Origin of the sequence: Thioalkalivibrio sp. ALE20, assembly GCF_000381405.1 — a bacterium.
GTDB lineage: Bacteria > Pseudomonadota > Gammaproteobacteria > Ectothiorhodospirales > Ectothiorhodospiraceae > Thioalkalivibrio.
The window spans coordinates 316791-340969 of the sequence record NZ_KB906472.1; the positions used below are offsets into that span (position 1 = coordinate 316791).

22 protein-coding genes are annotated in these 24179 nt (G+C 67.5%); 10 read left to right on the forward strand and 12 right to left on the reverse strand.

All coding sequences use genetic code 11. The annotated features are described in order from the left end of the window. Positions 1 to 67: 67 nt before the first annotated feature. The 3 genes from F790_RS0104900 to F790_RS0104910 all read right to left on the reverse strand — a co-directional run bounded on the left by F790_RS0104900 (position 68) and on the right by F790_RS0104910 (position 4165). Positions 68 to 1153 (reverse strand): ABC transporter ATP-binding protein, encoded by a 1086-nt coding sequence (locus F790_RS0104900; protein WP_019022744.1) that lies wholly within the window; start codon positions 1151 to 1153, stop codon positions 68 to 70. Continuing rightward, the gene (locus F790_RS0104905; RefSeq protein ID WP_019590994.1) at positions 1153 to 2955 is read right to left on the reverse strand and encodes an iron ABC transporter permease; all 1803 of its coding nucleotides are present in this window, start codon (positions 2953 to 2955) and stop codon (positions 1153 to 1155) included. The genes F790_RS0104900 and F790_RS0104905 overlap by 1 nt, the downstream gene beginning before the upstream one ends. A 154-nt stretch (positions 2956 to 3109) precedes the next feature. Continuing rightward, the gene (locus F790_RS0104910; protein WP_019590995.1) at positions 3110 to 4165 is read right to left on the reverse strand and encodes a Fe(3+) ABC transporter substrate-binding protein; all 1056 of its coding nucleotides are present in this window, start codon (positions 4163 to 4165) and stop codon (positions 3110 to 3112) included. A 168-nt stretch (positions 4166 to 4333) separates the two neighbouring features. Between F790_RS0104910 and glnE the strand changes: the two genes are divergently transcribed. Genes glnE through F790_RS0104935 form a run of 5 tightly spaced genes read left to right on the forward strand, consistent with a single transcriptional unit; the run spans position 4334 to position 10788 of the window. Next, positions 4334 to 7282, forward strand: coding sequence for a bifunctional [glutamate--ammonia ligase]-adenylyl-L-tyrosine phosphorylase/[glutamate--ammonia-ligase] adenylyltransferase (gene glnE, locus F790_RS0104915; protein WP_019590996.1), 2949 nt, complete (start codon positions 4334 to 4336; stop codon positions 7280 to 7282). Positions 7283 to 7317: 35 nt separating this feature from the next. Beyond that, entirely contained in the window at positions 7318 to 8238 is a 921-nt protein-coding gene (locus F790_RS0104920) for a branched-chain amino acid transaminase (RefSeq protein WP_018947475.1), read from the forward strand. Positions 8239 to 8273: 35 nt separating this feature from the next. Beyond that, positions 8274 to 8501 (forward strand): zinc-finger domain-containing protein, encoded by a 228-nt coding sequence (locus tag F790_RS0104925; protein WP_018947474.1) that lies wholly within the window; start codon positions 8274 to 8276, stop codon positions 8499 to 8501. Positions 8502 to 8551: 50 nt separating this feature from the next. Then, the gene (gene hldE, locus F790_RS0104930) at positions 8552 to 9982 is read left to right on the forward strand and encodes a bifunctional D-glycero-beta-D-manno-heptose-7-phosphate kinase/D-glycero-beta-D-manno-heptose 1-phosphate adenylyltransferase HldE (RefSeq protein ID WP_019590997.1); all 1431 of its coding nucleotides are present in this window, start codon (positions 8552 to 8554) and stop codon (positions 9980 to 9982) included. Then, positions 9979 to 10788 carry a sulfotransferase gene (locus F790_RS0104935; protein WP_019590998.1) on the forward strand — a complete coding sequence of 270 codons (810 nt, stop codon included), beginning with the start codon at positions 9979 to 9981 and terminating at the stop codon, positions 10786 to 10788. Before hldE ends, F790_RS0104935 begins: the two co-directional genes overlap by 4 nt. 21 nt (positions 10789 to 10809) lie before the next feature. Here the strand turns inward: F790_RS0104935 and F790_RS0104940 are convergent, their stop codons facing one another. The 6 genes from F790_RS0104940 to F790_RS0104965 all read right to left on the reverse strand — a co-directional run bounded on the left by F790_RS0104940 (position 10810) and on the right by F790_RS0104965 (position 16676). Next, the gene (locus F790_RS0104940) at positions 10810 to 12102 is read right to left on the reverse strand and encodes a hypothetical protein (RefSeq protein WP_019590999.1); all 1293 of its coding nucleotides are present in this window, start codon (positions 12100 to 12102) and stop codon (positions 10810 to 10812) included. Beyond that, positions 12077 to 12757, reverse strand: coding sequence for a sulfotransferase family 2 domain-containing protein (locus F790_RS0104945; protein ID WP_019591000.1), 681 nt, complete (start codon positions 12755 to 12757; stop codon positions 12077 to 12079). The genes F790_RS0104940 and F790_RS0104945 overlap by 26 nt, the downstream gene beginning before the upstream one ends. 49 nt (positions 12758 to 12806) lie before the next feature. Continuing rightward, positions 12807 to 13409, reverse strand: a complete 603-nt coding sequence (locus F790_RS0104950; RefSeq protein WP_019591001.1) for a hypothetical protein — start codon at positions 13407 to 13409, stop codon at positions 12807 to 12809. Then, positions 13406 to 14548 (reverse strand): glycosyltransferase, encoded by a 1143-nt coding sequence (locus tag F790_RS0104955; RefSeq protein WP_019591002.1) that lies wholly within the window; start codon positions 14546 to 14548, stop codon positions 13406 to 13408. Before F790_RS0104955 ends, F790_RS0104950 begins: the two co-directional genes overlap by 4 nt. Continuing rightward, positions 14545 to 15219 carry a 3-deoxy-D-manno-octulosonic acid kinase gene (locus tag F790_RS0104960; protein WP_255349448.1) on the reverse strand — a complete coding sequence of 225 codons (675 nt, stop codon included), beginning with the start codon at positions 15217 to 15219 and terminating at the stop codon, positions 14545 to 14547. Before F790_RS0104960 ends, F790_RS0104955 begins: the two co-directional genes overlap by 4 nt. A gap of 65 nt (positions 15220 to 15284) precedes the next feature. Continuing rightward, positions 15285 to 16676 carry an O-antigen ligase gene (locus F790_RS0104965; protein ID WP_019591004.1) on the reverse strand — a complete coding sequence of 464 codons (1392 nt, stop codon included), beginning with the start codon at positions 16674 to 16676 and terminating at the stop codon, positions 15285 to 15287. Positions 16677 to 16852: 176 nt separating this feature from the next. On the opposite strand from F790_RS0104965, the gene F790_RS0104970 reads away from it, so the two are divergent. The 3 genes from F790_RS0104970 to F790_RS0104980 are packed head-to-tail and all read left to right on the forward strand — an operon-like array spanning position 16853 to position 19782. Beyond that, positions 16853 to 17983: a glycosyltransferase gene (locus F790_RS0104970; RefSeq protein WP_026332854.1), complete on the forward strand. Its 1131-nt coding sequence runs from the start codon at positions 16853 to 16855 to the stop codon at positions 17981 to 17983. Next, positions 17980 to 19020 carry a phosphotransferase gene (locus F790_RS14785; protein ID WP_026332855.1) on the forward strand — a complete coding sequence of 347 codons (1041 nt, stop codon included), beginning with the start codon at positions 17980 to 17982 and terminating at the stop codon, positions 19018 to 19020. Before F790_RS0104970 ends, F790_RS14785 begins: the two co-directional genes overlap by 4 nt. Before the next feature lie 3 nt (positions 19021 to 19023). Then, positions 19024 to 19782, forward strand: coding sequence for an AAA family ATPase (locus F790_RS0104980; protein ID WP_026332856.1), 759 nt, complete (start codon positions 19024 to 19026; stop codon positions 19780 to 19782). Here F790_RS0104980 and F790_RS0104985 read toward each other — a convergent pair. Next, positions 19771 to 20544: a sulfotransferase family protein gene (locus tag F790_RS0104985; protein ID WP_019591008.1), complete on the reverse strand. Its 774-nt coding sequence runs from the start codon at positions 20542 to 20544 to the stop codon at positions 19771 to 19773. The genes F790_RS0104980 and F790_RS0104985 overlap by 12 nt on opposite strands. An 81-nt stretch (positions 20545 to 20625) precedes the next feature. Here F790_RS0104985 and F790_RS0104990 point away from each other — a divergent pair, with 81 nt between their 5' ends. After that, positions 20626 to 21720, forward strand: coding sequence for a glycosyltransferase (locus F790_RS0104990; protein ID WP_019591009.1), 1095 nt, complete (start codon positions 20626 to 20628; stop codon positions 21718 to 21720). Beyond that, positions 21717 to 22478, forward strand: coding sequence for a sulfotransferase family 2 domain-containing protein (locus tag F790_RS0104995; RefSeq protein WP_026332857.1), 762 nt, complete (start codon positions 21717 to 21719; stop codon positions 22476 to 22478). The genes F790_RS0104990 and F790_RS0104995 overlap by 4 nt, the downstream gene beginning before the upstream one ends. On the opposite strand, the gene F790_RS0105000 is transcribed toward F790_RS0104995, so the two are convergent. Next, positions 22442 to 23341, reverse strand: coding sequence for a sulfotransferase (locus F790_RS0105000; protein ID WP_019591011.1), 900 nt, complete (start codon positions 23339 to 23341; stop codon positions 22442 to 22444). The two genes, F790_RS0104995 and F790_RS0105000, sit on opposite strands and share 37 nt — an antisense overlap. Further along, positions 23338 to 24177 carry a sulfotransferase domain-containing protein gene (locus F790_RS0105005; RefSeq protein ID WP_019591012.1) on the reverse strand — a complete coding sequence of 280 codons (840 nt, stop codon included), beginning with the start codon at positions 24175 to 24177 and terminating at the stop codon, positions 23338 to 23340. Before F790_RS0105005 ends, F790_RS0105000 begins: the two co-directional genes overlap by 4 nt. Between the last annotated feature and the right edge of the window lie 2 nt (positions 24178 to 24179).

The window sequence follows — 24179 nt, forward strand, 5'->3', positions numbered from 1 at the left end:
TGACGGGTCTCTCTTCCGAGTCCGGACGCGGGCTGCGGGTTCCGCGCTCGCTCGTTTCCTGCGAGGGTCAGCCGCTCGGGCAGTCGACGCCGCTTTCCCGCGAGAATACCACCAGATGGGAGAAATCCAGGCGCAGGCGGACATGCTCCCCGATCACGAAGTTGTCGTGGGACGGTGCCATGCACTGCACGCTGAGGCCGTCGGGCAGGCGCAGGGTGTAGAGGAAATCCGCGCCGCGGAAGGCCTTGTCCAGCACCTCGGTGCGGACCTCCCCGTTCTCGTTGTCGATGGCGATGTCGTCCGGGCGAACCAGCACGTCCACTGCGGTCCCCGGGGGCAGCGCCTCCGACAGCGGGCCCTGCAGGTGGCCCAGGGCAGTGTCGACCTGATTGCCGGGCTCCACCATGCCGGGGATCAGGGTGCCCTCGCCGATGAAATCCGCGACGAAGCGGTTGGCCGGGCGGTGGTAGAGGTTGTAGGCGCTGTCCAGCTGGGCGATGCGCCCCTCGTGGATGACGGCGATGCGGTCGGCGAAGGCGAATGCTTCGTTCTGATCGTGGGTCACCAGGACCGCGGTGGTGTTCTCCGCGCGCAGGATTTCGCGCACCTCGCGCGCCAGTTCGCCGCGCAGCTCGACGTCCATGCTGGAAAACGGCTCGTCCAGCAGCAGCAGGCCCGGCCGCGGCGCCAGCGCGCGGGCCAGCGCCACGCGCTGCTGCTGCCCGCCCGACAGGGCGTGCGGGTAACCCGGTTCATAGCCGATCAGGCCGACCAGCCGCAGCAGCTGCCGGACCCGCTCGTCCTGGGCTTCGCGGCTCCAGTGGCGGATGCCGAAGCGCAGGTTGTCGCCCACCGACAGGTGCGGGAACAGGGCAAAATCCTGGAACACCATGCCCACACCGCGTTTTTCCGGGGGCAGGGTGAACCCCGGGTGACTCATGGCCTGACCGTTCAGGCGGACCTCGCCGCGCATCACCGGCTCGAAGCCGGCGATCGCACGCAGCAGGGTGGTCTTGCCGCAGCCGGAGGGGCCCAGCAGGCAGCCGATCTGGCCCTCCGGGAGCTGCAGCGAGGCGTCGTGGACGACCGGCTGCCCGTCGTAGCCGATGTCGACGTGGTCGAGATCCAGAAGCGGCGTATGGGGTACCTGCATCAGCGTTCCTGTGGGTCGTCGGCGCGCGGGTTCGCGGCCGTGCCCGCGGGCATCGCCAGCGGCCGCGAACGCGGGCGGCGGTCGGGGTCGTCGGTGGTGGCCTGCGCGGTTTCGGCACCCTGGCCGGGGCGCGAGCGCCCGATGGTCATCGACAGGAGGATAACCGGAACCAGCCCCACCAGCACGATGGCGAGAGCGGCGCTGGACGACTCCCGCAGGCGTTCGTCCCCGGCCAGCTCGAAGGCGCGCACCGCCAGGGTGTTGAAATCGAACGGCCGCAGGATCAGCGTGGCCGGCAGTTCCTTGAGGACGTCGACGAACACCAGCAGCAGGGCGGTCAGCAGGGTGCCGCGCATGATCGGCATGTGCACCCGCCACAGGGTCTTGAGCGGATGCAGGCCGAGCGAGCGCGCGGCGTCGTCCATGCTCGGCTGGATCTTGCCGAGCCCGGCTTCCACGGTCTGCAGCGACACCGCGAGGAAGCGCACGGCGTAGGCAAACAGCAGCGCGAACACCGTGCCCGACAGCAGCAGTCCGGTGCTGACGCCGAAGGTCTCGCGCATGAAGCTGTCCAGCGCGTTGTCGAAGGCCGCGAACGGGATCATGATGCCGATGGCGATCACCGTGCCCGGTACCGCGTAGCCCATGCCGGCGATGCGCACCGCCACGCGGGTGATCCGTCCTCCCTCCATGCGCTGGGCGTAGGCCAGCACCAGAGCCAGGGCGACGGCGATGATCGCGGCGGCAGTCGCCAGCCAGAAGGTATTGAACACCAGACCGTAGAACCGCGGATTCATCCACTGATCGGTGGTCTGTACCGCCCACAGGGCCAGCTGCGCCGTCGGGATCAGGAAGCCGAACAGGATCGGCAGCAGGCAGGCGAGGAATGCACCGGTCGCCTTCCAGCCGCGCAGGCGATAGCGCGGCAGCGTGGAATAACGCCGGCTGGTGTGATGGAAGCGAGCCTTCGCGCGCGACCAGCGCTCCAGCAGGATCAGTATGAAGACGAAGCTCAGCAGCACGGCCGCCAGCTGGGCGGCCGCGGCCGGATCGCCGAGGCCGTACCAGGTGCGGAAGATGCCGGTGGTGAAGGTGCTGACACCGAAATAGGCCACGGTGCCGTAGTCGGCCAGCACCTCCATGAGTGCCAGGGTCAGCCCGGCGATGATCGCCGGACGGGCCAGGGGCAGTGCGACCCGGCGAAAGCCCTCCCAGGGGCCGGCGCCCAGCGTGCGCGAGACCTCCAGCACGCAGACCGACTGCTCCAGAAAGGCCGCCCGGCTGAGCAGGTAGACGTAGGGGTAGAGCACCAGCAGCAGCATGACCATGGCGCCGCCCAGCGAGCGGATCTCGGGGAACCAGTACTCACCGTAGCCCAGCCCCGAGAGCTCGCGGATCAGCCCCTGCACCGGCCCGGAAAAGTCGAGCATGCCGGTGTAGGTGTAGGCGATGATGTAGGCGGGCATCGCCAGCGGCAGCATCAGCGCCCACTGAAAGACCGAGCGGCCCGGAAACTCGCACATGCTGATCAGCCAGGCTACCGGCACGCCGATCAGCAGTACGCCGATCCCCACCCCGACCAGCAGCACCAGGGAGTTGGTGACGTAGTCGGCCAGCACCGTCTGGCGCAGGTGTTCCCAGACCTCCCCGGCGGGGATGAACACGTGTCCGAAAATCACCAGCACCGGCAGGGCGAGGACCAGCGCGGTGATTACCGCCACCAGCGACCACGGGCTGAGCGGCAGCCGCGGGCGGCGAAAGGCGGGCATGCGGGCCCCGGTGCTGGTGGTGGCTTGGGTCATGGAGTGCAAATAGTAAAGGTTCTTGTTTCGAATTCCATGGGTGACCCCGCAGTCTGCGGGGAGTACGGCCACTGCTGCGCTCCGGGGGTCCACACGCAAGCGCCCCGACCACGGGGTGGCCGGGGCGCTGCGGGGGTCTCCGGGGCAGGCGGGATCAGCGCCAGCCACCCCGGTCGAGGATGCGCACCGCCTCGGCGTTGTTCTCGCCCAGCAGGTACAGGTCGATGTCGTCGGAGACGAAATCACCGAAGCCGGCGAGGATGTTGCTGGCGGGAACGTCGTCGCGGATCGGGTATTCCTGGTTGGCCTCGGCGTACCACTCCTGGGCGGATTCGGAGGTCAGGTACTCGATCAGCCGCGCCGCATTCTCCTGGTTGGGCGCGTGGGCGGTGACCCCGGCGCCGGAGATGTTCACGTGCGTGCCGCGGTCGTCCTGATTGGGCCAGAAGACCCCGATCTGCTCGGCCACCTCCCGGTCACGGCCTTCACCTTCCAGCATGATGCCCAGGTAATAGGTGTTGGCGATGGCGATATCGCACACCCCGTCGGCCACCGCGCGGATCTGGTCCCGGTCACCCCCCTGCGGGCGCCGGGCCATGTTGGCCACGATGCCGTTGACCCACTGCTGGGCTGCATCCTCGCCCTCGGTGGCGAGCATGGAGGCGACCAGCGACTGGTTGTAGATATTGTCGGAGGAGCGGATGCAGATCCGGCCTTCCCACTGCTCGTCGGTCAGGGCCTCGTAGGTCGACAGTTCGGACGGGTCGACCCGGTCGGTGTGGTACATGATCGGGCGGGCGCGCATGGACAGCCCGAACCACTCGCCATCCGGGTCGCGGTAGCGCTCGGGGACGTTGTTCTCGAGGGTCGTGCTCTCGATGCCCTGGAGAACCCCGGCCGCATGAGCCTGGTGCAGGCGGCCGGCATCCACGGTGATGAAGACGTCGGCGGGCGAATTGCGGCCCTCCTGGCGCAGCCGCTGAAGCAGGGCGTCGGCACCGCCGGTCACCAGGTTGACCTCGATCCCGGTCTCGTCCGTGAAGCGTTCCAGCAACGGCTGGATGAGCTGTTCCTGACGTGCGGAATAGAGGTTCACCTCTCCGGCGTCCGCGGCACCGTTATCGGCGTCGGGGCCACAGCCAGCAAGCGGCAGAGTGATGGCCACCGTGGCGGCGGCACCGATGATCCAGTTCAGGGGGCGGGTACGCATGGCTGTTGGTCCTCGAGACGGTTGGTTCCTGTAGTTGATTCGCCATAAAAGCGAGAACGATTGTTATTTGTATTAGCTTCCGTGGTCAAGTCCCATCATCCGGATTGTTTCTCGCGGCGGCCCGACCCGGACGTGCACATCGATCGGTGTTTCCCTAATCTGAGACCCATGGACAAGCCACTGCCGCAGACCCCCGCCCCGCTGCCCGCCGCGCTGGAGGACGAGATCCGGCGCCTGTGGGAGGAGTTGGAACCCGCGGAAGGCATAGCGCCGGACTCGCCCCCCGCCGAGCACCGGCCGCTGGCCTTCAGCCACTACCTGGCGCAGACGGTGCGGCGCCATCCGGCCTACCTGCTGGAGGCGCTGGATGCCGAGGGCCGCATGCCGGCCTGCACCGACGCGGACTTTCATGCCGCCCTGCAGGCCCGGGTGGACGCCGCGGAGGACGAGGAGGGCCTGCGCCGGGCCCTGCGCGAGACGCGCCACCGCGAGCTGCTGCGGATCGGCTGGCGGGATCTGGCCGGCGCGGCGGATCTGGCGGCGGATCTGGAAGAGGTCATGCACGACCTCAGCCGCCTGGCGGACGGCCTGATCGGCGCGGCGCTGGGATGGCTGGATACGCGTTACCGCGAGCGCCACGGCCAGCCGCGCAGCGCCGAGGACGGATCGCCGCAGTCGCTGGTGGTGCTGGGGCTGGGCAAGCTGGGTGGCGGCGAGCTGAATTTCTCCTCCGACATCGATCTGATCTTTGCCTTCGAGGAGAATGGCGAGACCGACGGCGCGAAGCCGCTGGACAACCCGACCTATTTCCAGCGCCTCGGCCGGGCGCTGATCGCCGCGCTGTCCGAGGTGACCGCGGACGGCTTCTGCTACCGGGTCGACATGCGCCTGCGGCCGTTCGGGGATACCGGCCCCCTGGCGATGCACTTCGACGCGATGGAGGATTACTACCAGGCCCATGGTCGGGAGTGGGAACGCTACGCGCTGATCAAGGCGCGGATGATCGCCGGGGACGTCGAGGCCGGCGGGCGCCTGATGCGCCGGCTGCGCCCGTTCATCTATCGCCGTTACCTGGATTACGGATCGCTGGCCAACCTGCGCCAGCTCAAGCAGATGATCAACGACGAATCCGCACGCAAGGGCCGGTTCGAGGACGTGAAGCACGGCGAGGGCGGGATCCGCGAGATCGAGTTCATCGGCCAGGCCTTCCAGTTGATCCGTGGGGGACGCGATCAGGCCCTGCAGCGGCGCGACCTGCTGGGCGTGCTGGCGGTGCTCGGGGAGCGCGAGCTGCTGCCCGATTACGTGGTGGAACAGCTGGAGCGCGGTTATCGTTTCCTGCGGCGGGTGGAGAACCGCCTGCAGATGCTCAACGACCAGCAGACCCACCGTCTGCCGCGCGAGGGTGATGACCGCGCGCGCCTGGCGCTGGCCATGGGGTTCGAGGACGAGGGCAGTTTCGAGGCCGCGCTGGTACGCGAACAGCACCGGGTCCATGCCCATTTCGATCAGGTCTTCGTTGCCCCGCAGCGGGCCGGCGAAGAAAGCATGGAGGACTCGCCGGAGGCCGATCGCGAACAGCAGATCCAGCGGCTGTGGATGGGCACGCTGAACGAGGACGAGGCCCGTGAGGCGCTGGCCGGACTCGGCTTCAACGATCCCGGGTCGGCCTTCGCCGGCATCCATGATCTGCGCGAAAGCCCCGGGGTGCGCGCGATGAGCACCACCGGGCGCCAGCGCCTCGACCGCCTGATGCCGCTGTTGCTGGGGGCCATCGGCGAGCAGGATGCCCCCGACGATGTCCTGCCGCGGGCGCTGCAGCTGATCCGCACCATCGCGCGGCGCTCGGTGTATCTGTCGCTGCTGGTGGAAAACCCGCTGGCACTGTCGCAGCTGGTGCGCCTGGTGGGCGCGAGCCCGTGGATCGGCGATCAGCTGACCCAGCACCCGCTGCTGCTGGACGAGCTGCTGGATCCGCGCGCGTTGTATGCACCGCCCGACCGCGAGGGCCTGCAGGCGGAACTGGAAGACGAGCTGGCGCGCTTCCCGGGGCAGGACCACGAGCAGATGCTGGACCGACTGCGGCAGTTCAAGCAGGTGCAGACCCTGCGCGTGGCGGCCGCCGACATCACCGGCTACCTGCCCCTGATGAAGGTCTCGGACCACCTGACCTGGCTGGCGGAGGTGCTGCTGGAACAGGTGCTGCATCTGGCCTGGGAGTACATGGTGGAGCGTTTCGGCGCGCCGCAGTGCGGCGAGGATGCCAGCGCCTGCCGTCCGGCGCGTTTCGCGGTCATCGGCTACGGCAAGCTGGGGGGCTTCGAGCTGGGCTACGGTTCGGATCTCGACGTGGTGTTCCTGCACGACAGCGATGACAGCGCCAGTGCCCGCACCGCCGGGCCGAAGGTGATCGACAACAGCGAGTTCTTTGCCCGGGTCGCCCAGCGGGTGGTGCATCTGCTGGGGGCGTTCACCGCCTCCGGGCGGCTGTACGAAGTAGACACGCGGCTGCGCCCCTCGGGTACGGCCGGTTTGCTGGTTTCCGGGCTGGAGGCGTTCCGTCGCTACCAGGACGAGTCGGCCTGGACCTGGGAACACCAGGCACTGGTGCGGGCGCGTTTCGTCGCCGGGGATCGTCTGCTGGGCGAGGACTTCGCCGCCCTGCGCCGGGAGGTTCTGACCCGTCCGCGCGATGCCGATGCCCTGCGCCGCGAGGTGGTGGAGATGCGCCAGCGCATGTTGACCGAGCACGCGTCGAAACCGGGCGATGGCTTCCACCTCAAGCGCGACCGTGGCGGTATCACCGATATCGAATTCATGGTTCAATACTGGGTTCTGGTTGCCGCGCACGAGTATCCGGCAGTGTGCGAATACCCGGACAAGATCCGCACCCTGGAGGCCCTGGGCGCCAGTGGCGTGATCGACGCCGGGTTCAGCAGCGAACTGGCCGATGCCTACCGCGATCTGCGCAACCGCATCCACCGTTTGACCCTTGCCGGGCGCGACGCCCGCGTGGAACAGCCGGATGCGGAGCTGGAGGCGGTGCGCGCGCGGGTGATGCGTGCCTGGGAGAGCGTATTCGGCGATGCCGATGTTGATGCTGCTTCCCGAGGCTGACCCGACGGAACAACACGAAACCGAGGACGCAAGCGATGTCGATGGCCGACCGGGACGGGGTGATCTGGCTGGATGGCGAGATGGTGCCCTGGCGGGATGCGAAGACCCATGTTCTGACCCACACCCTGCACTACGGGATGGGGGTGTTCGAGGGCGTGCGGGCCTATCCCACCGATCACGGGCCGGCCATCTTTCGTCTCGAGGATCACACGCGGCGCCTGTTCAACTCCGCCAAGATCCTCGGCATGACCCTGCCGTTCACCGCCGAGCGTCTGAACCGTGCACAACAGGCGGCGATCACCGAGAACAACCTCGAGAGCGCCTATCTGCGGCCGATGGCCTTCTTCGGTTCCGAAGGCATGGGCCTGCGCGCCGACAATCTCGAGGTGCACGTGATGGTGGCGGCCTGGAGCTGGGGCAGCTACCTCGGCGACGACGGCATCGAGAACGGCATCCGCATCCGTACCTCGTCGTTCAGTCGGCACCACGTGAACGTGACCATGTGCAAGGCCAAGGCCAACGGCAATTACATGAACTCGATGATGGCCCTGCAGGAGGCCACCCGCTGCGGATATGACGAGGCCATGCTGCTGGACACCGAGGGCTACGTGGCCGAGGGCAGCGGCGAGAACATCTTCATCATCAGCGGCGGCGTGATCTACACGCCGGACCTGACTTCGGCGCTGGACGGCATTACCCGCCGCACCGTGATCGAACTGGCGGCCGAGGAGGGCTTCCGCGTGGTGGAGAAACGCATCACCCGCGACGAGGTTTACATCGCCGACGAGGCCTTCTTCACCGGGACCGCCGCCGAGGTCACCCCGATCCGCGAGGTGGACGACCGGCCGATCGGTACCGGCAGCCGCGGCCCCATCACCGAACTGCTGCAGTCGCGCTATTTCGACGTGGTCCACGGCCGTGACTCGCGGCATCAGGACTGGCTGACCTACGTCTGAACGGCGCGACCCCGACCCGGAGCGAGACCCGAACCATGGTGAATCCCGATACCGCCAGCCATCAGGACCAGTACACGACCGCCAATGCCGAGACGACGGTACGCGTGACCCAGCGGGATCTCCCGCTGCACTGCCCGACGCCCGGCACGGCCCTGTGGGCTTCCCATCCGCGGGTGTTCATCCCGATCGACGAGACCGAGGACGGGCGCTACCAGTGTCCCTATTGCGGCACGATCTACATCCTCGAAGACGCCGCCGACTGATCCCCCCGCCCGGGCCCGGCACGATCCCGGACCCGGGCGCAGGTACGACCATGACCCTGCCCCCCCTGGATCAGGCCCGCGTGCTGGTCGCCGGCGATCTGATGCTGGATCGCTACTGGCACGGCGCGACCGACCGCATCTCGCCGGAGGCGCCGGTGCCCGTGGTGCACGTGCGCGACATCGAGCAGCGTCCGGGCGGGGCCGGCAACGTCGCCCTGAACCTGGCCGCTCTGGGCGGGCGTCCCGACCTGGTGGGGGTGACCGGGGACGACACCGCCGCGGCCGATCTGTCCGCCTTGCTGCAGGAGGCCGGCGTGCGCTGCCAGTTCCGCCGCCGGTCGGGGGGCGCGACCATCACCAAGCTGCGGGTCATCAGTCGCCATCAGCAGCTGATCCGGCTGGATTTCGAGGACGGTTTCCCCGGGGCGACGGCCGGTGACCTGCTGGCGGATTTCGAACCGTTGCTGCACGACTGTCAGGTGGTGGTGCTGTCCGACTACGCCAAGGGCGCGCTGCGCGACCCGCAGCCGCTGATCCGCGCGGCGCGGGCGGCCGGCCGCCCGGTGCTGGTGGATCCCAAGGGCACCGATTTCTCCGCCTATCGCGGCGCGAGCCTGGTGACGCCCAATCTCGCGGAACTGGAGGCCGTGGCCGGTCCCTGTCCGGACACGGCGGCGCTGGAGCGCGCGGCCACCGGTCTGCTTCGCGAGCATGGCATCGAGGCGTTGCTGGTGACGCGCGGCGCGGAAGGCATGACCCTGTTCCGTCCCGACCGGCCGCCGGTGCATCAGCCGGCGCGCGCCCGCGAGGTGTTCGACGTGACCGGTGCCGGCGACACCGTGATCGCGACCCTGGCGGCCGCAGTGGCGGCCGGGGAGCCGCTGGAGGATGCGATGCATCTGGCCAACCTCGCCGCCGGGATCGTGGTCGGCAAGCTGGGCACCGCGACGGTCTCGCCGGACGAACTGCGCGCGGCGCGGCACGAGCCGGAGGGCGCCGGTCGCGGCGTGCTGTCCCGCGCCGGGCTGATGGCCGCGCTGGAGCGCGCACGGGCTGCCGGTGAGCGCATCGTGATGACCAACGGCTGTTTCGACCTGCTGCATGCCGGGCACGTGGCTTATCTGGAGCAGGCCCGGGCTCGCGGCGACCGGCTGGTGGTGGCGGTCAACGATGACGCCTCGGTGCAGCGCCTGAAGGGCCCCGGACGACCGGTGACCCCGCTGGAGGGCCGCATGGCCGTACTCGCCGGCCTGGCCGCGGTGGACTGGGTGGTGCCGTTTGCCGAGGACACCCCGGCGGCGCTGATCGGCGAGGTGCTGCCCGACGTGCTGGTGAAGGGCGGCGACTACAGGCCGGAAGACATTGCGGGTTATGATGCCGTCACCGCGGCCGGCGGCCGGGTCGAGGTGCTGGGCTTCGTGGACGGCTGTTCGACCAGCGCGGTGATGGAGCGTATCCGACAGGGCGAATCCGACACATGAAAGTACTCTATCTCGTGGGCATGGGCCGCAGCGGCTCGACCCTGCTGGACATCCTGCTGGACGCGCACAGCCAGGTGCGCGCGCTGGGCGGGGTCCGGCGCCTGGCGCATTACGCGCGCAAGCATCCCTGCCCCTGCGGCGCGCCCAGCTTCTGGGCATGCGAGTTCTGGTCGGCGGTCAACGCCCGGCTGGAGGAGCGCCTGGGCTGCAATCTGGAGACCCTGGACGTGCATGCGCGCGACCCGGCGCGCTTCAACGAGCACAACCGCACGCTGTTCGAGGTGGTCTCCGAGGTCAGCGGGGTGCCGTTCGTGACCGACAATTCCAAGTCGGTGCAGCGCCTGCGCCGGCTGATGGCCGCGCCCGACATCGACGTGGTGCCCATCCACGTGCTGCGCGACCCGCGCGGGCGGGCGCAGTCGCTGCGCAAGCGCAAGCAGCAGAACTATATCCCCACCTTCTCCTATTCCCATCGCTCGCTGCGGCTGTACTACCTGCTGCGCAACGAGCCGCACATCGTGGTGAATTACGAGAAGCTGGCCTATGACCCCGAGGACCAGCTGCCGAAGCTGATGGAGCGTCTGGGGCTGGGGTTCGAGCGCCCGCAGCTCGACTCCTGGGCGGAGATGGCGCATCACAACATCGGTTCGGCGGATGTCTTTCGCAAGACCGAGGGGAGCGTGATCTGGCCGGACGATGCCTGGAAGCAGGTGATCCCGCCGTACATGCAGCGCATCCAGAACGTGATCGCCTGGCCCGGACGGGTCGCCAACGACGCCAAGGAGCGTCGCTGGGGTCTGGACTGACGCACCCGCGTCCGCGGCCGGTCAGCGCGCCTCGCTGACCTGCCGCAGCCACTCCCGGTCGCGCTGCGCGGCGCGCAGAAGACCGCGCGCCCCCGGCCGGGCAAAGGCCAGCGGCAGCGGGTCGAGGATCCACAACGCCTGGCCGTCGCTGCCCAGCATGCGCGGGTCCCGCCCGCGGAACCGGATCCCGTAGTCTCGCAGACCCGCCCAAAGTGTCTCGGCCGCTTCCGGACCGGGCGGAGGGCCGCCGTCCGTCAGCGGGTGCATGTCCGCGATTGCTTCCTGGACCAGCCAGATCATGCCGCGATCCGCGGCGACCACGGCCACCGGCCGTGGCGCCGCCAGCCCCAGCCGCCGGAGGGTGAGCGCATGGCTCCAGACCCGACGCGCGACCCGGCGGGTGAGGGCCGGGCGCAGCAGGGCAGGCAGGGTCTGCCAGGGTGCATCAATCCGCCGGGCGCAGAGTTCGGGCGTGTCCGATGAGGCGACTGTCTCCGGCAGCTCGCCGGTTGCGTACAGGTGGCGGGCGAGGTCGCCGGCCTGCTCGCGCGTGAGGCTGCGCCGGTCGTGGATGATCCCGAGGTCGTCGCTGCGAAAGCGCGGGTAGTGTTTCCAGCCGCGTGCCGCGCGGTGCGCAACGCGGCGGGCATGGCGCACGCGGGCGTGGCGCAGTACCCGCAGGAAACGTTCCAGTTCGGCCTCGCTCGCGTCCCAGCCGCGCAATTCGTGGTAGCGCCGGAAGCCCTCGCGGATGCGCGCCTCGGGCACGCGGGTCTTTGAGGCGTACAGCCGCTGGAGGTGGCGCAGGGCGGGCCCGCGGGCCAGCGCCCCGGCGCGGCGCCGGACCCGGTCCCCGTCGATCGCGTACAGCTTTCCGCCGCGGGGGATGAAGTTCAGCCAGTTGAGATCGTTCTGCACGATACCGGCGCGGTGGTGTTCGGCCAGGGTGGTCAGCAGCCGGGCATGGGCCTCGTGCCCGGGATCACCGCCGGGCGGTGGCCAGGGGGTATCCGCCTCGACCAGGTTCAGCACCAGTAGCCACGCGCGGTATTGCGGGCAGTAGCCGGCATGGTGCACCGCCGGCGCCGGCACGCCGGCCGCCTCCAGCCGGCGCGCCCCGCGGGTGCCACGGCGCCATTCGGCCCACTGCGCGATGCGCCCGAGATAGAATTTGGCGACCACCGCCCGATCGTCGGGCAACCGTGCGCGAAAGATCCGCCGCTTGCCCGGGTACTCGTGGAGGCAGTCCTCCAGCGCGAGGGTCCCGAGGCCCGGGATCTCCGGGCGGTCACCGGTTTGCGGAAGTCGGGGCATCGAATTCGTAGCCCAGCAGGTCCAGGTCGCGGCGGTAATGCTGCGCCACCATCTCCGCCAGGGTGTCGTCGTAGTAGCTGCGATAGTCGTCGCGTTCGCTGGCGCGGCGCAGATGCGGGAGTTCGGGCGTCGGGATCCCGATGCGCTGACAGATCGTGGCGAAATCTTCGTGCAGGTTCTCGTAGCGGCCGATGAAATCCACGATCACGCGTCCCTGCAGATCGACGATGTACTCGTGCTGCAGCTCCGCCGAGGTGTCCAGCATGTAGTCATACGGCCGTTCGGGGTCGAACTTCAGCCGCAGGAAATCGCCGAAGGTTTTGACCCCTTCCAGGACCTCCGGCTTCTCCCGCCGGATGTGGTGCCAGGAGCTGACCTGCAGATCCCAGGGGTTGCGCACGATCGCGCACTTGAACAGCTCGCGGTAGACCGGCTCCGGCAGCATTTCCCTGGCCGCGATCGCCTTCGCATGGCGCGGGAACTTCAGCCCCAGCTTGTGCCGGGGGCGGGTCATCTGGCTGACCTGGCTGGCCGCCCACAGCGGGATGCTGTACCAGCCGCCCCAGCGATACGGCCGCAGTGCCGCCCGGATGCTGGTCCCGCCGGTCTTGGCGATGTGCACGAACAGGAAATTCTTGCGATAGGAGATCAGCATGGATCGGGGTTCGGCTGCGAACGGTCGCGGTATTGTAACCGCGGCCGCATCAGGAATCCGCGGGGTTGCGCCGCGCGTTCAGTGAGCGCAGGGCATGGAGTACGGCCTCGTCGGCGTCCCGCCGCGAGGACTGGCGGCGCAGCCAGTCGCGGTGCACGAACTGGATCTCTCCGACGACCTGCGATACCCCGGCCAGACGGGCGACCGCCAGCCGATGGTTGCCGTTCGCCACCTTGATGAATTCGCCGTCCGGGCCGATGGCCACGCCGATCTCGTCCTTGCCCAGACCGGCGACGTATCCGTTCTCCGCCATGTTGCGGGCGAGGCCGCGGTACCGCTCGAGGTACTTGTCCAGCGAACGCGCGATCTTTTCCTCGGCCTGATCCTCGGTTTTTCCGCGAGCCCGATAGTAGCGATGCAGCGCCTCCACGTGTTCGGAGCGGCTGCGCTCTTCGTCCAGCAGATGCTCCAGAAGGGCGTAGATCGGGTGCTGGTCGAAGGGTTCGGTCCGCCGGTGCCATTGACCCCGGCGGACGCGTCGGGGAAGGAGTAAACCGTCGATGAAGAACCGGGCCTTGGATGCCGGATCGCGCTTGGCGAGGTAGCGCCGGAGTTCCCGGGTGGGCAGGTCGACGAGGACGGGCGGTTTCATGGGGTGTGTGTTTCCGGATTGGTCGTTGGCGCGAGGCCCAGCGTATCCAGATAGGTGCGGGCGCTCCTGGCAATGGTGTAGTCGGCGACGGCCTGTTGCAGCAGCGCCGGTTCGACCGGTGCCTCCAGGCCGCGGGCCATGCCATCGGCCAGCGCGGGGGCGTCGCCCACCGGGACGAGCGGGCCAAGGCGGCCCCCGGCGAGGATCTCGCGCGGACCGCTCGGGCAGTCCGTCGACACTACCGGTGTCCCGAGCGCCATGGCCTCGACCAGGACATTGGGCGATCCCTCGAAGCGGGAGGAAAGCACGAACAGGTTGGCAGCGCGCATAAACGGATACGGATTGGAGCGGAAACCCGCCAGATCGACATGGTCGGCGATACCCAGTTCGCGCGCCAGGCCTTGCAGGCGGTCCCGTTCCGGTCCTTCCCCCAGGATGATGAGCCGGCAGGGTCGCCGGGCATGCAGCAGCGCGAAGGCCCGCAGGAGGGTAGCGAAATCCTTTTGCGGTCGCAGTCGGCCTACCGCCAGGATCACCGGTGTTTCGCTCCGTGTGGCCGCCTCCAGCCACGGATGCTCCGCGGCTTCTTCGGCCCTGGCACTCAGGGATGGCGAAATCACCGGGTTGGCGATGACGCGGAATCGCTCCGAGGGGATGCCCCCGATACGGGCGAGGTCGTCGGCCACCGGCTGCGCCACGGCGACGATGGCATCCGCATGAGGGTACAGTCGCCGGACGGGGCGGTAACGCAGCCAGCGCTGCAGGGCGGTCTTGTCGGCCAGCGAGCCGCTGAGGTGCATCCCCATCCGCAGAACGATCCGCGTCGGCACCCGTGCCAGCCGGCGGGCGCGCAGGGCCACGCGGCCGGCGCGGTCCTTGGCTGCCAGCAACGCGTCGGGGCACTGGCGACGCAGGTAGCGGGTGACCGCGGGCAGCGCCAGCAGGGAGGTCCGGGCATCCAGCCGGATCACGTTGACCTCTGCCGGGATATCCTCCACATGGCCGCCGCGGGCCTTCAGCAACAGCAGATCCACCTGCACGCCGGCATCCACGAATCCGCGCAGCAGATGGTTCATCATCTTTTCGACGCCGCCATCCCCGGTGTAGGAAACGAGTACGGCCAGCCGCGGGGTTGTCATGCCGGTTTCCGCTCCTCGGTGTAGGCCCTAAGCAGATTCGGCCAGCCGAGGGCGCCGCGTTCGCGGGTCGCCGGCCATTTGTCCAGCGAACGCCGCAGGCGCGACAGGTTGTCCTGAAGCCCCCGATAGTGGCCGACCCGGCCCCGGTCCCAGTCGATCAGCCAGACCTGCCCGTTGCCCTGGATCAGAATGTTGCGGGCGTTGAGATCCGCATGCCAGGCGCCATGGGCGTGGAATCGGGCGATCACCCGGCCGATTGCGTCCCACAGTTCAGGCGAGTCCTTTCCGTCCCCGATCCACTCGTCCAGCGGGTGGCTGTCCGGGATGCGTTCGCTCAGCAGGTCGCCACGATACACGAGCCCGTGGCGGCAGACCCGTGCAGCCCCCGGACGCGGGACCGGCAGCCCGAGTTCGTGCAGGCGCGCCAGCAGACGCCACTCGCGCACCGGCCGGCTGCGTTCCAGCCCGGCCCACAGGTAGGTATCCGTGGCAACCCGGGCCATCACTCCGCCCCGCCAGTAATGGCGCAGGACCCAGTCGCGCCCTTCATGATGCAGGAAGTGGGTCGCACGCCGACCGCTGCTGCTCCCGGTCCACTGACCTCGTGCCCGCAATGACTCGGGGTCGAACAGGTCGTTATTGCACTCCCGGAGCATTCCGGGATCGGACAGGATGTGGCAATTTCCAATACCCGGATGTGAATTCCATCGTTCCGGTGGCCCGGAAAAAGATCGCATCATGATTGCCCGGATGCCTCGGGTTCGTTTCTGGCCAGGATCCACGAGATTGCGAATGCAAAGGGCAGAGCCAGGATCGGACCGTAGAAGTGCTCCATGGTATATCGATGCAGGATTTGGGCATTCATGGCCCAGAAAAACAGCGCCGGCAGGAAGGCCAGGGTGTAGATTCCGATCGCACGAGTGCTCCCCGCCATGCCGAGCATGCGCCACGCGGCTACGGCAAGGATCATCGTGAAGACGGCGATCATGCCGTACCCGACAAGGCCGAAACGGACCAGGATGTCGAGATGGGAGTTGTGGAAGGTGTCGTCGCGATCCTCAAGTTGGGGCGGAATCTGGAATTCTTCCGTCAGGTGGCGCTGGTCGGCGGCACCCCGCCCCACCAGAGGACGCTCGAGGAAACGTTCCCAGGCAAATGCCCAGTAGACGACCCGGACGCCCACGGAATCGCGCTCCAGTTCCTCGATGTTCCCGTGGAAAGGCAGGGCAATCGTCTGCTGTACGGTATCGGCTGTCTGTCCCCAGCGTTCACTGATGTGGTCCCAGCTGAAGGTGGCCAGAGTGCCGGCGGCGAGCAGCATCGCCACCATCGCGCCCAGCAGTGCTCCCCGAATGCGATGGAGGTCTCTGCGATATGCCCAGATACTCAATGCAAGTACCGCAACCAGCGCGATCGCCAGTGTGAGCCAGCCATTACGGCTCTTGGTTGCGATGATCGAGGCGATGAAAAAAGCAAGAAGTGCCAGAGAAATCAGGCTGCCACCGAGCAGAAGGGACCAGCGCGTTCGGGATGGCGCAGGCGACAGGGTGGCGAAAAAGAACACGGTGGTGATTACGAGGGCTGTAATGATGGCCGGGAGCTTGATGGCCGAGGACCGGAACCCCAGTTCCATGTTGTACCGGCCGGTGGTCTGGAGGGCTGCCACCAGGTCCGCGGGCGAGATGTGCATTGCCAGATAGATACAGTAACCGGCCAGCAGCAGGGCTACTGTGACCAGACCATGGCGGAGCCAGTTTCCAGTGGCAGCCAGGGCGAGGCCGTAGATCATCACGGGTACGATCGCGGTCTTCATCCAGGTGGTCATCTCGTCCCAGTGTGAGGTGGCGAGATCCGGGCGTTCGAACAGGGCTGCAAATGCCGTCCGCAGGACCACGTAAACGGCAAAAGCGACAGGCAGCCAGATCAGCGGGGATCCTCTCAGGTGTGACCAGTTACGGCGCACGAAAAGGACTCCGAGGATCAGGAGGAGCAGCTGGAAGGCCTGTCCCAGAGAGATGGACAGGGGGGCCACGAACGCACCCGCATAGAGGGCTCCGACGGCCCAGAGGCTGAGGGCATCCCCGGGCAGGAAGGTCCGGCTGGATGCAGGGGCATGGATGTTCATCATGGATGGGCCGACTTTGCCAAGGGGGGCTCAGAGGGTGGTATTTTGCCAGTGTTTCCCGTGGGGCGCAGGGGGCGTCGCTGGAGCCGGAGGCGGGCCCTGAGCGGTCGGTCGCTGTATCATGGCGGCGGAATTCACGTGTCCTGGAGTCCGGCTCCGGACATATGGGCGGGGACAACATGCCAGATATCGTCCTGTTCGGGATGTTTCGGCCGTGGGGCGGGACCTACCGGCGATTGATGAACCAGATCCACGTCTGGACCAGGGATGGCTGGTCCGTGGAGCTGGTGACGTTTCGCGACGGTGAGATGTTCTATCCGGACGAAATGCCGGAATCGGTGGCCTGCGTTCATCTGGGGACCCGGGGGAAGCTTGCGACAGCGTTCGCCCTGTGGCGGTACATGCGGCGGCGGCGCCCGGCCGTTGTCCTGTCGGTCAATCACATCACCAACGTGATCCTGGCTCAGGCGGGGATGCTCCCGGATACGGGGACCAGGCGGTTTCTGAGCGTGCCGAATACGTTCGGCGAATCGGAAAAGCTCGCCGCGGAACCGCGACGGCGGGAACAGAAGTTCCGCCAGATTCGGCGCTGGTACCCGCGTTCCCACGGGGTGATTGCCGTCTCCGACGGGGTGCGCCGGGACCTGGTCGAAAACGTCGGACTGAAGGGAGTGGACGTACAGCGGATCTATAGCGGGTCCGTGGCATCGGGCACCCTCGAGAGGGCCGGGGAGCCGGTGGACCATCCGTGGCTTGCCGAGGGTTCCGCGGTGCCGGTGATCCTGTCGGCCGGCCGCCTGGTCCCGCAAAAGGACTATCCGACGCTGCTGCGGGCCTTCGCCCGCTTACGCGAACGGCGCGAGGCACGTCTGATCATCGTCGGCAAAGGTCGCGAACAGGAGCAGCTGGAAGCGCTTGCCCGTGAGCTGGGCATCGCGGAGCATGTGGACTTCCCCGGGTTTGCCGCCAATCCGTATGCCTGGATGGCCCGGGCGGACGTGTTTGCCCTGTCGTCCCGCTGGGAAGGGCTGGTGAATGTGGTCATGGAGGCACTGGGGCTTGGCGTTCCCGTGGTCTCGACGGATTGCCCCAGCGGGCCGAGGGAGATCCTGGCGGACGGACGCTACGGGATTCTGGTACCAATGAAGGATCCCGAGGCGCTGGCCGAGGGACTGGATCGAGTCCTGCGGGGCGAGGGGCCTGTTTTTGATCGGGACGAGGCCGTAGATCGGTTCCGTGCGGAAACCGCGGCCGCTGCCTACCTGGACTTTTTCGGACTTCAGCGCCTTCAAACGGGGCAGGCCGCATGAGGATGTCCTGGCGAGGCTGGAAAGAGTGGCGTCGGGTAGTCGGACTATTGCGGGCGCTGGAGCACTGTCTTGTGCCCGGCGAGTGGTGGCTGCAGGGATCGCTGGCGTGGCTGCCTGCAGGGGCGGAGGGGGAACCGGATGCCTGTCAGCAGCATCTGCGGGATACCCTGCTGCCCGGGCAGGATGGCCCGGTTCGTCCGCTGGCCCATGTCACGATCCGCGCGGACGGGGGGGAGCAGAGTTTCGACACCCTGATCGCTCGGGGCGACTGGACCCTGCTGGTGGAGCGCTCGCGCAACCGGGTCTTGCGGGTCACGCGGGATGTCGAACGCGTGCAGCGCCTGCTGGAAAACGCGCGCTGGCTGTCCTCGGCGTATCGGTGCCCGCAGCTGGAACCGGCGCTGGGTTTGCCGGCGGGGTTCGCCGGCGTAAGCGAATCCTTTGTGGAGGGCACGCCGATTCGCGAGGCTCCCGAGACGGTTTGGGAATCGGCCTATCGCGACCTGCTGCGGATGTGCGGCGTGCATGCCCGCCGATGGGAGGGCCGGCTTGATCCGGATCCGGTCCGGCAGGAGCTCGATCGCTGGACCTTGCCGCACTGGCTTTCCCGGGCAGTTGAAGGTCACCGGTCTCGCTGGGAACCCCTGTTGCAGGGATGCCCGCTGCTCGCGAGTCATGCGGATTGCCACAACGGCAACGTGTTCGTACTGCCCGATGGTTCGGTAACGCTGATCGATCTGGAACGGGTGCAGTCGGTGCCTTTCTTTTTTGATGCCCTGTCCCTGTTGCGTGGTTCGGCTGCGGTCAATCAGTCTCTGCGGCGTGACTTTCTGGCGGGGCGTTTTGATACCGCACTGGCCGAGGTCTGGGCCGCCGCGGGGCAGACCTGGGACCCCGAGGGGCGTGAAGGTGCCTTGCTGGCGATGGCGCTGGCCCATGCGTTCCGACCGCAGTTCGCCGGCGCGTCCTCGCGCAAGCGTCGGGAGAAATTCATCGGGGCCTGCGAAAAGCTGCGCGCCGACTGCGGCTGGGAGTGATCCGTGCTGAGAATCGAATTCATGGGCCCGCCGGGCGTGGGCAAGACGACGGTGGTGCGCCGTCTGCAGGAGGATCGAGCTCCCGGCCTGCCCGCGCTGCACGCGCCCCAGTGGCTGCCGCTGTGGGCCGAACACCAGCGCAAGCGACCGAACGCCGTGACCCGGAATCTGGAATCGATCCTGTATGCCCGCAAGGGCCTGCGGCGCTGGATGCGTCCCAGGCTGGAAAAGGAGATGATCCGTCATGCCCTGCGCGCCTTGCGAGACGCACCCGGGCCCTGGCCGGAATTTCTGCGTGGTGCGCTCGGGACCCCGGACCCGGAAATCCCGGAGGCCCTCGCTCTGGAACGCCTCCGGAGTTTTGCGTTCAGCGCGGCTCAGGCGTGGGTGGCGGACAGCCTGCATGGTCAGGAAGCGGTGGTTTTCGACGAGGGCCTGGCACAGCGGGGAATCAGCCTGGGGCAGGGCATGGATGTGGCTCGAACACGTGAATACTATCGGCGGATGCCGGCGCCGGCAGCTGTCGTGCGTGTCCGGGCCTCGAGCGCGGAGATTCAGGCCCGGCTTCGGACCCGGAACCCCGATGTGACGCGTTTCAACGCCATGGTGGAACGGGCGTTCGAGATCGGAGAGCTGGCCGGCGAGGCGCTGGGGACGCGTGGCATACCGGTGGTCGATATCGACGCCTCCGGTGATGTCGAGTCCGCGGTGCAGGAAACTGCTCGGGCGCTGAAGGGCTTGTCCGTGATGTCAGGCCGGTGAGGAACGATCCGGATCGAAGCTGTAACCAAAGGCATCGAAATCCTCGCGATACAGACGGCGGATACGGTCGATGGACCTTCCGTCATAATATTCCGCGAGCCTTTGAGTCGAATCGGTGCGATGCGGATCCCAGTTGGCGATCTCGGGGTTGTCCCGGACGTCGAAAAGACGGTGCAGCAGTTCCGGAAGGTCTTCATCGATCCGTTCCAGGTGCCCGACATGGTCGAGACGCCGGCGGTCTCGCGGCAGGAGCGCCACCTGCGGGGCCCAGTGCGGGCCGCGATAGAGATCGCCCTGCTCCAGGCGTGCAAGGAAACCCGCAAAACCGGGCGGCTCCTCGTCCGGAGCTGACGAATATTGCCCGGCGCCGAGGTGTTTTCTGGCTGGCGGGCGGCCGCGGACGACCTTGTCGAGGTAGGCTGACAGGGTGCGGTGAAACGGGTTGCGAACAAACGTGAACAGGAAGTAGTGGCGCCAGGCCTCGCGGCTGACGCGGATGCCGACCTCCCTTGGATGGCGGTAGCCGCCGATCTTGTCACCCCGCCCCCGGATCGCGTCGCGCTGATCCTGCGAAATCCCCGGGTCGTGGTTCAGCAGGGTGTTGCCGACAGTCGAATGACCGGCCTTGGGGATGCGATAGAAGACGAACCGGCTTGATGTCGATATCAGGATGCGCGGATTGACGCGGTGGCGCGCAACCCGGCCGTCGAGACCGGACAGCAGGGGGTTGAACCTTTCGTCGAGAGCGCGGCGCAGGTGCATGGCGGGCAAAATATAGCACAGCAGGCCCGGCCTCCACGTGGCCTGGTTTCCTTAACGGGGGCGACAGCATTGAACTCGCAATTGGTGATTTTTGCACCCTTCAAGGCCTGGGGCGGGATCGAGCGCAAGATGCTGATCCTGAGTCGGGAGTTCCTGCAACTGGGCATCCGGCCCCGGCTTGTGCTGACCCGCGGCGGACAGGTGCCCTACCCGGAGGAACTCCCGGCGGCCGTGGAGGTAGTGGATCTTCAGAGCAGGGGTAAATTCGACAGCCTGTTCAAGCTGCGGCGTCTGCTGCGGCAGGATCCGCCCGGGGCCGTGCTGACCGCCAAGGACCATTCGGCCAAGGTGGCCGTACTGGGGCGCATGCTGGGGTGGGTGCCGTCGCCGGTGTTCGTGAAGGTGACCAATACTCCGAGCCAGACGTTGCGCCGCTCATTCAAGCGCCATTCGGCGCGCTGGCTGTACCGGCATGCCGACCGGGTCATCGCGATCTCCGAAGGCGTCCGGGATGACCTGGTCGAGCATTTTGACGTGGATCCCGAACGGATCGAGGTGATCTACAACCCGACCGTAACCCCGGATATCCCCGAGCGCGTGAAGGCGCCGGTGGATCATCCCTGGTTTGCTGGTGACGGACCGCCGGTTATTGTCGGGGCCGGTCGTCTGACACCGCAGAAGGACTTTGCCACGCTGCTGGAGGCCTTCGCCCGGGTGCACGAACGGCGTCCGGTGCGACTGGTCATCCTGGGCGAGGGGCCTCTGCGTGAAGCCCTGCTGGAGCAGGCACGGCGGCTGGGGGTGGCGGAGGCCGTTGACCTTCCCGGCTATGTCCCGGACCCGCTACCCTATTTCGCCCGGGCCGGGGTCTTCTGCCTTTCTTCGCGTTACGAAGGGCTGGGTAACGTGCTCATCGAGGCCCTGGCGGCCGGGGCGCCGGCGGTGGCCACCGACTGTCCGTCCGGCCCGGCCGAGATCCTCCAGCATGGGCGGATCGGCCCGCTCGTGCCGGTGGGCGACGCGGATGCCCTGGCCACAGCCCTGCAGGCGACGCTGGAAAACCCGCCCGGCGAGGAGCGGATCCGCGAAGGCCTGGACCGCTTCCGCAGCGACTGCGTCGCCCTTCGGTATGCGCAGGTCATGGGGCTGGTGCCGCGAGAAGGAGAAACTCCGTGATTGTCAGCCATCGCCATCGATTCATTTTTATCCATTGCCGCAAGGTAGCGGGAAGCTCCATGAAGGTGGCCCTCGCGCCCCATCTGGGCGGACGCGACCTGATGCTCGGGAGCCTGCACGAGGCCCTGCGGGATGTGGACCCCCGCCAGGGGTGGATTCTTCGCCAGCTGATGACGCCCGGCGGGCTGCGGGAGCTGGTCGACGCGCGGCGCAAGAATCGTGACTGGCGTTCCGCGCTGAACAAGGTGGTCAAAAAGCGCGCGAAACGCCGGCTCGGACTCTCGTCATCGTCGCACCCCACGGCGGCCGAGGTTCGGTCGGCCTTCCCGAGAGAATGGGATCGGTATTTCAAGTTCTGTTTTGTGCGCAATCCCTACGAACGTGCGGTTTCCGATTACCTTTATCGCACCCGTAACGAGTCGAACCCTCCTGCCTTCAGGGAACATCTTGCGGAACTCCATCGGGAGGCCGAGGCAGGCAAGACCAAGCATGACAACTGGCCGATGTACACCATTGATGACCATGTGGCGGTAGATTTTGTCGGCCGTTTTGAGAACCTCGATTCCGACTTTCGCGAGGCGATGGCCCGGGTTGGGCTCAAGGACGTTGCCCTGGCGTCCGAAAAGCGTCGCGATTATCCGCGGCCATGGCAGGACTATTACGGTGCGGACGAGAAGGCGCTGGTGGAGCGGCTTTACCGCCGCGAGATCGAATATTTTGGTTATGGATTCGACGATTCGTCGGCAGGCGGGACATAACCGAGCCGGGCGAGCCGGTCGGATACGCTGGCAGCAAAGGTGCGCAGCTCTTCATCATGCTGCCAGGCGTGGGCCCGGTCGGGACGAAAAGCCGCGGCCGCTGCGGCCACCCGTTCGGCATCGGGGGGGCAGCCGCAGAACTCCAGGGCCTGCGGCAGCAGTCGCGCCGGATCCGTCAGCAGGTCCTCGTAGGCGATCTCCATGGCATTGGGGCCCAGGGCCCGGACATGCTCCCGGGCTCGCTGCAGGTAGCTTTCCCACAGGGAGAAGCCGCCTTCCAGCGTACGGCACCGTGCCTGTGGAGCGAAGCCGCGACGTGCCGGGGCGCCGGGATGGTTGCGATACCAGCTCCGCAGGGATCGATAGCGGTGCGCGCGCTTGTCGAAGACCCCGCGGCGGCGGGCGCGCAGGCTTGCTGCCACATCCACGCCGTGCCGCGTGATGTGCAGCACGCGGGCTTGTGGAAAGAGCTCCAGCCACAGCGGCAGGGTGTAGGTGTTGCGCGGGTCCTTCCAGCCCCAGGGCCGGTTCTGTCCGGGCATGCCGCCGCCGCGCAGCCCGCGGCGGAACCCGAGGAAGCGCAGACTGGCGGGGCCGCGCACGACCCCTTCCATATAGTCCAGCAGCCACGGCCTGAGTGTGTCGTCTTCCAGCAGCCAGTCGAATGACTCCGGGCGGTCCCAGGTCGCGGAGGCTTCGCGGAAGAGCCAGGCGTTGATCGCGTTGGTGAAGGCCGCCTCTTCGTTGCGGCTGGCGCCGAGCCCCATGAAGAATCCGGCCTGCTGCAGTACCCGTGTCAGCAGGCTGGTGCCCGAGCGGTGCATGCCGATGATGATGACCGGGGGCGTCGCGTGAGTGGTCATGATGCCGTGCTGAAATAGCGGTAGCCCGCGTACCAGGGGTCCAGGCGTTCGTTGATGATGGTCTCGACGTATTCGAGACTCTCGCCGTCGAGGTATTCGCGGTAGCCGCCGACCTCGCCCTTGCGGGTCTTGTAGCTTTCGGCGTCGTCGGCGTCGCGGGCGGCCAGCGAACTGCTCCCCATCGCGTTGCGGGATTCCAGCTGGCGCATGTTGTCGAAGCGGCCGAAGTCTACCGCGGCCCGGAGGGTTTCCGTGGATACGTCCTGCATGCCGATGAATTCGAGCACCCGCCGGAGCTGGCCAGCGGTGTCGGCGTGCAGGTCTTCATAGCGCAGCAGCAGGAAATCGCCCGGCACGTCACGGTTGCGCGCCCAGATGTTGTAGAAATCGACCAATGTCTCGATCCCGCCGCGCCGCTCCCTGACATAGTCTTCCATTCGGCCCTGGTAGTTCGCGTTGCGGCGGGTCTTCTGGAAATAGGACGAAACAAGGACATCCCGGGGGTCGCGGACCATGAAGACGACCTTGCGCCCCGCATAGTCACTCTTGTCCTGCTCCAGCTCCTCCGGCAGCAGAAACTCCGGACCGCCGTCGTGGTGCTGCAGGATGTAGGGGATGTCGCGCCAGGGGCGGGCATAGCCCCGCAGGCGCAGCGGCTTGCGCAGACGGATGCCGTAATGCAGTTCGAGGGCCTTGCTGAGGAGCACGACCAGCCAGGTCCTCCCGCATTTGGGGTACGAGATCAGGTGGACGTCCGCACGCCGGCGCCGCCAGCGGCGCCGGATGCGCTGGACACCGCGGCGCAGCGGGCCGCGATTGCGGGAAATGGCAGCCATGT

Coding starts and splice junctions, on each gene's coding strand:
- F790_RS0104900 (WP_019022744.1), bottom strand. CDS start 1,153: ATGCAGGTACCCCATACGCCGCTTCTGGATCTCGACCACGTCGACATC.
- F790_RS0104905 (WP_019590994.1), bottom strand. CDS start 2,955: ATGACCCAAGCCACCACCAGCACCGGGGCCCGCATGCCCGCCTTTCGC.
- F790_RS0104910 (WP_019590995.1), bottom strand. CDS start 4,165: ATGCGTACCCGCCCCCTGAACTGGATCATCGGTGCCGCCGCCACGGTG.
- glnE (WP_019590996.1), top strand. CDS start 4,334: ATGGACAAGCCACTGCCGCAGACCCCCGCCCCGCTGCCCGCCGCGCTG.
- F790_RS0104920 (WP_018947475.1), top strand. CDS start 7,318: ATGTCGATGGCCGACCGGGACGGGGTGATCTGGCTGGATGGCGAGATG.
- F790_RS0104925 (WP_018947474.1), top strand. CDS start 8,274: ATGGTGAATCCCGATACCGCCAGCCATCAGGACCAGTACACGACCGCC.
- hldE (WP_019590997.1), top strand. CDS start 8,552: ATGACCCTGCCCCCCCTGGATCAGGCCCGCGTGCTGGTCGCCGGCGAT.
- F790_RS0104935 (WP_019590998.1), top strand. CDS start 9,979: ATGAAAGTACTCTATCTCGTGGGCATGGGCCGCAGCGGCTCGACCCTG.
- F790_RS0104940 (WP_019590999.1), bottom strand. CDS start 12,102: ATGCCCCGACTTCCGCAAACCGGTGACCGCCCGGAGATCCCGGGCCTC.
- F790_RS0104945 (WP_019591000.1), bottom strand. CDS start 12,757: ATGCTGATCTCCTATCGCAAGAATTTCCTGTTCGTGCACATCGCCAAG.
- F790_RS0104950 (WP_019591001.1), bottom strand. CDS start 13,409: ATGAAACCGCCCGTCCTCGTCGACCTGCCCACCCGGGAACTCCGGCGC.
- F790_RS0104955 (WP_019591002.1), bottom strand. CDS start 14,548: ATGACAACCCCGCGGCTGGCCGTACTCGTTTCCTACACCGGGGATGGC.
- F790_RS0104965 (WP_019591004.1), bottom strand. CDS start 16,676: ATGATGAACATCCATGCCCCTGCATCCAGCCGGACCTTCCTGCCCGGG.
- F790_RS0104970 (WP_026332854.1), top strand. CDS start 16,853: ATGCCAGATATCGTCCTGTTCGGGATGTTTCGGCCGTGGGGCGGGACC.
- F790_RS14785 (WP_026332855.1), top strand. CDS start 17,980: ATGAGGATGTCCTGGCGAGGCTGGAAAGAGTGGCGTCGGGTAGTCGGA.
- F790_RS0104985 (WP_019591008.1), bottom strand. CDS start 20,544: ATGCACCTGCGCCGCGCTCTCGACGAAAGGTTCAACCCCCTGCTGTCC.
- F790_RS0105000 (WP_019591011.1), bottom strand. CDS start 23,341: ATGACCACTCACGCGACGCCCCCGGTCATCATCATCGGCATGCACCGC.
- F790_RS0105005 (WP_019591012.1), bottom strand. CDS start 24,177: ATGGCTGCCATTTCCCGCAATCGCGGCCCGCTGCGCCGCGGTGTCCAG.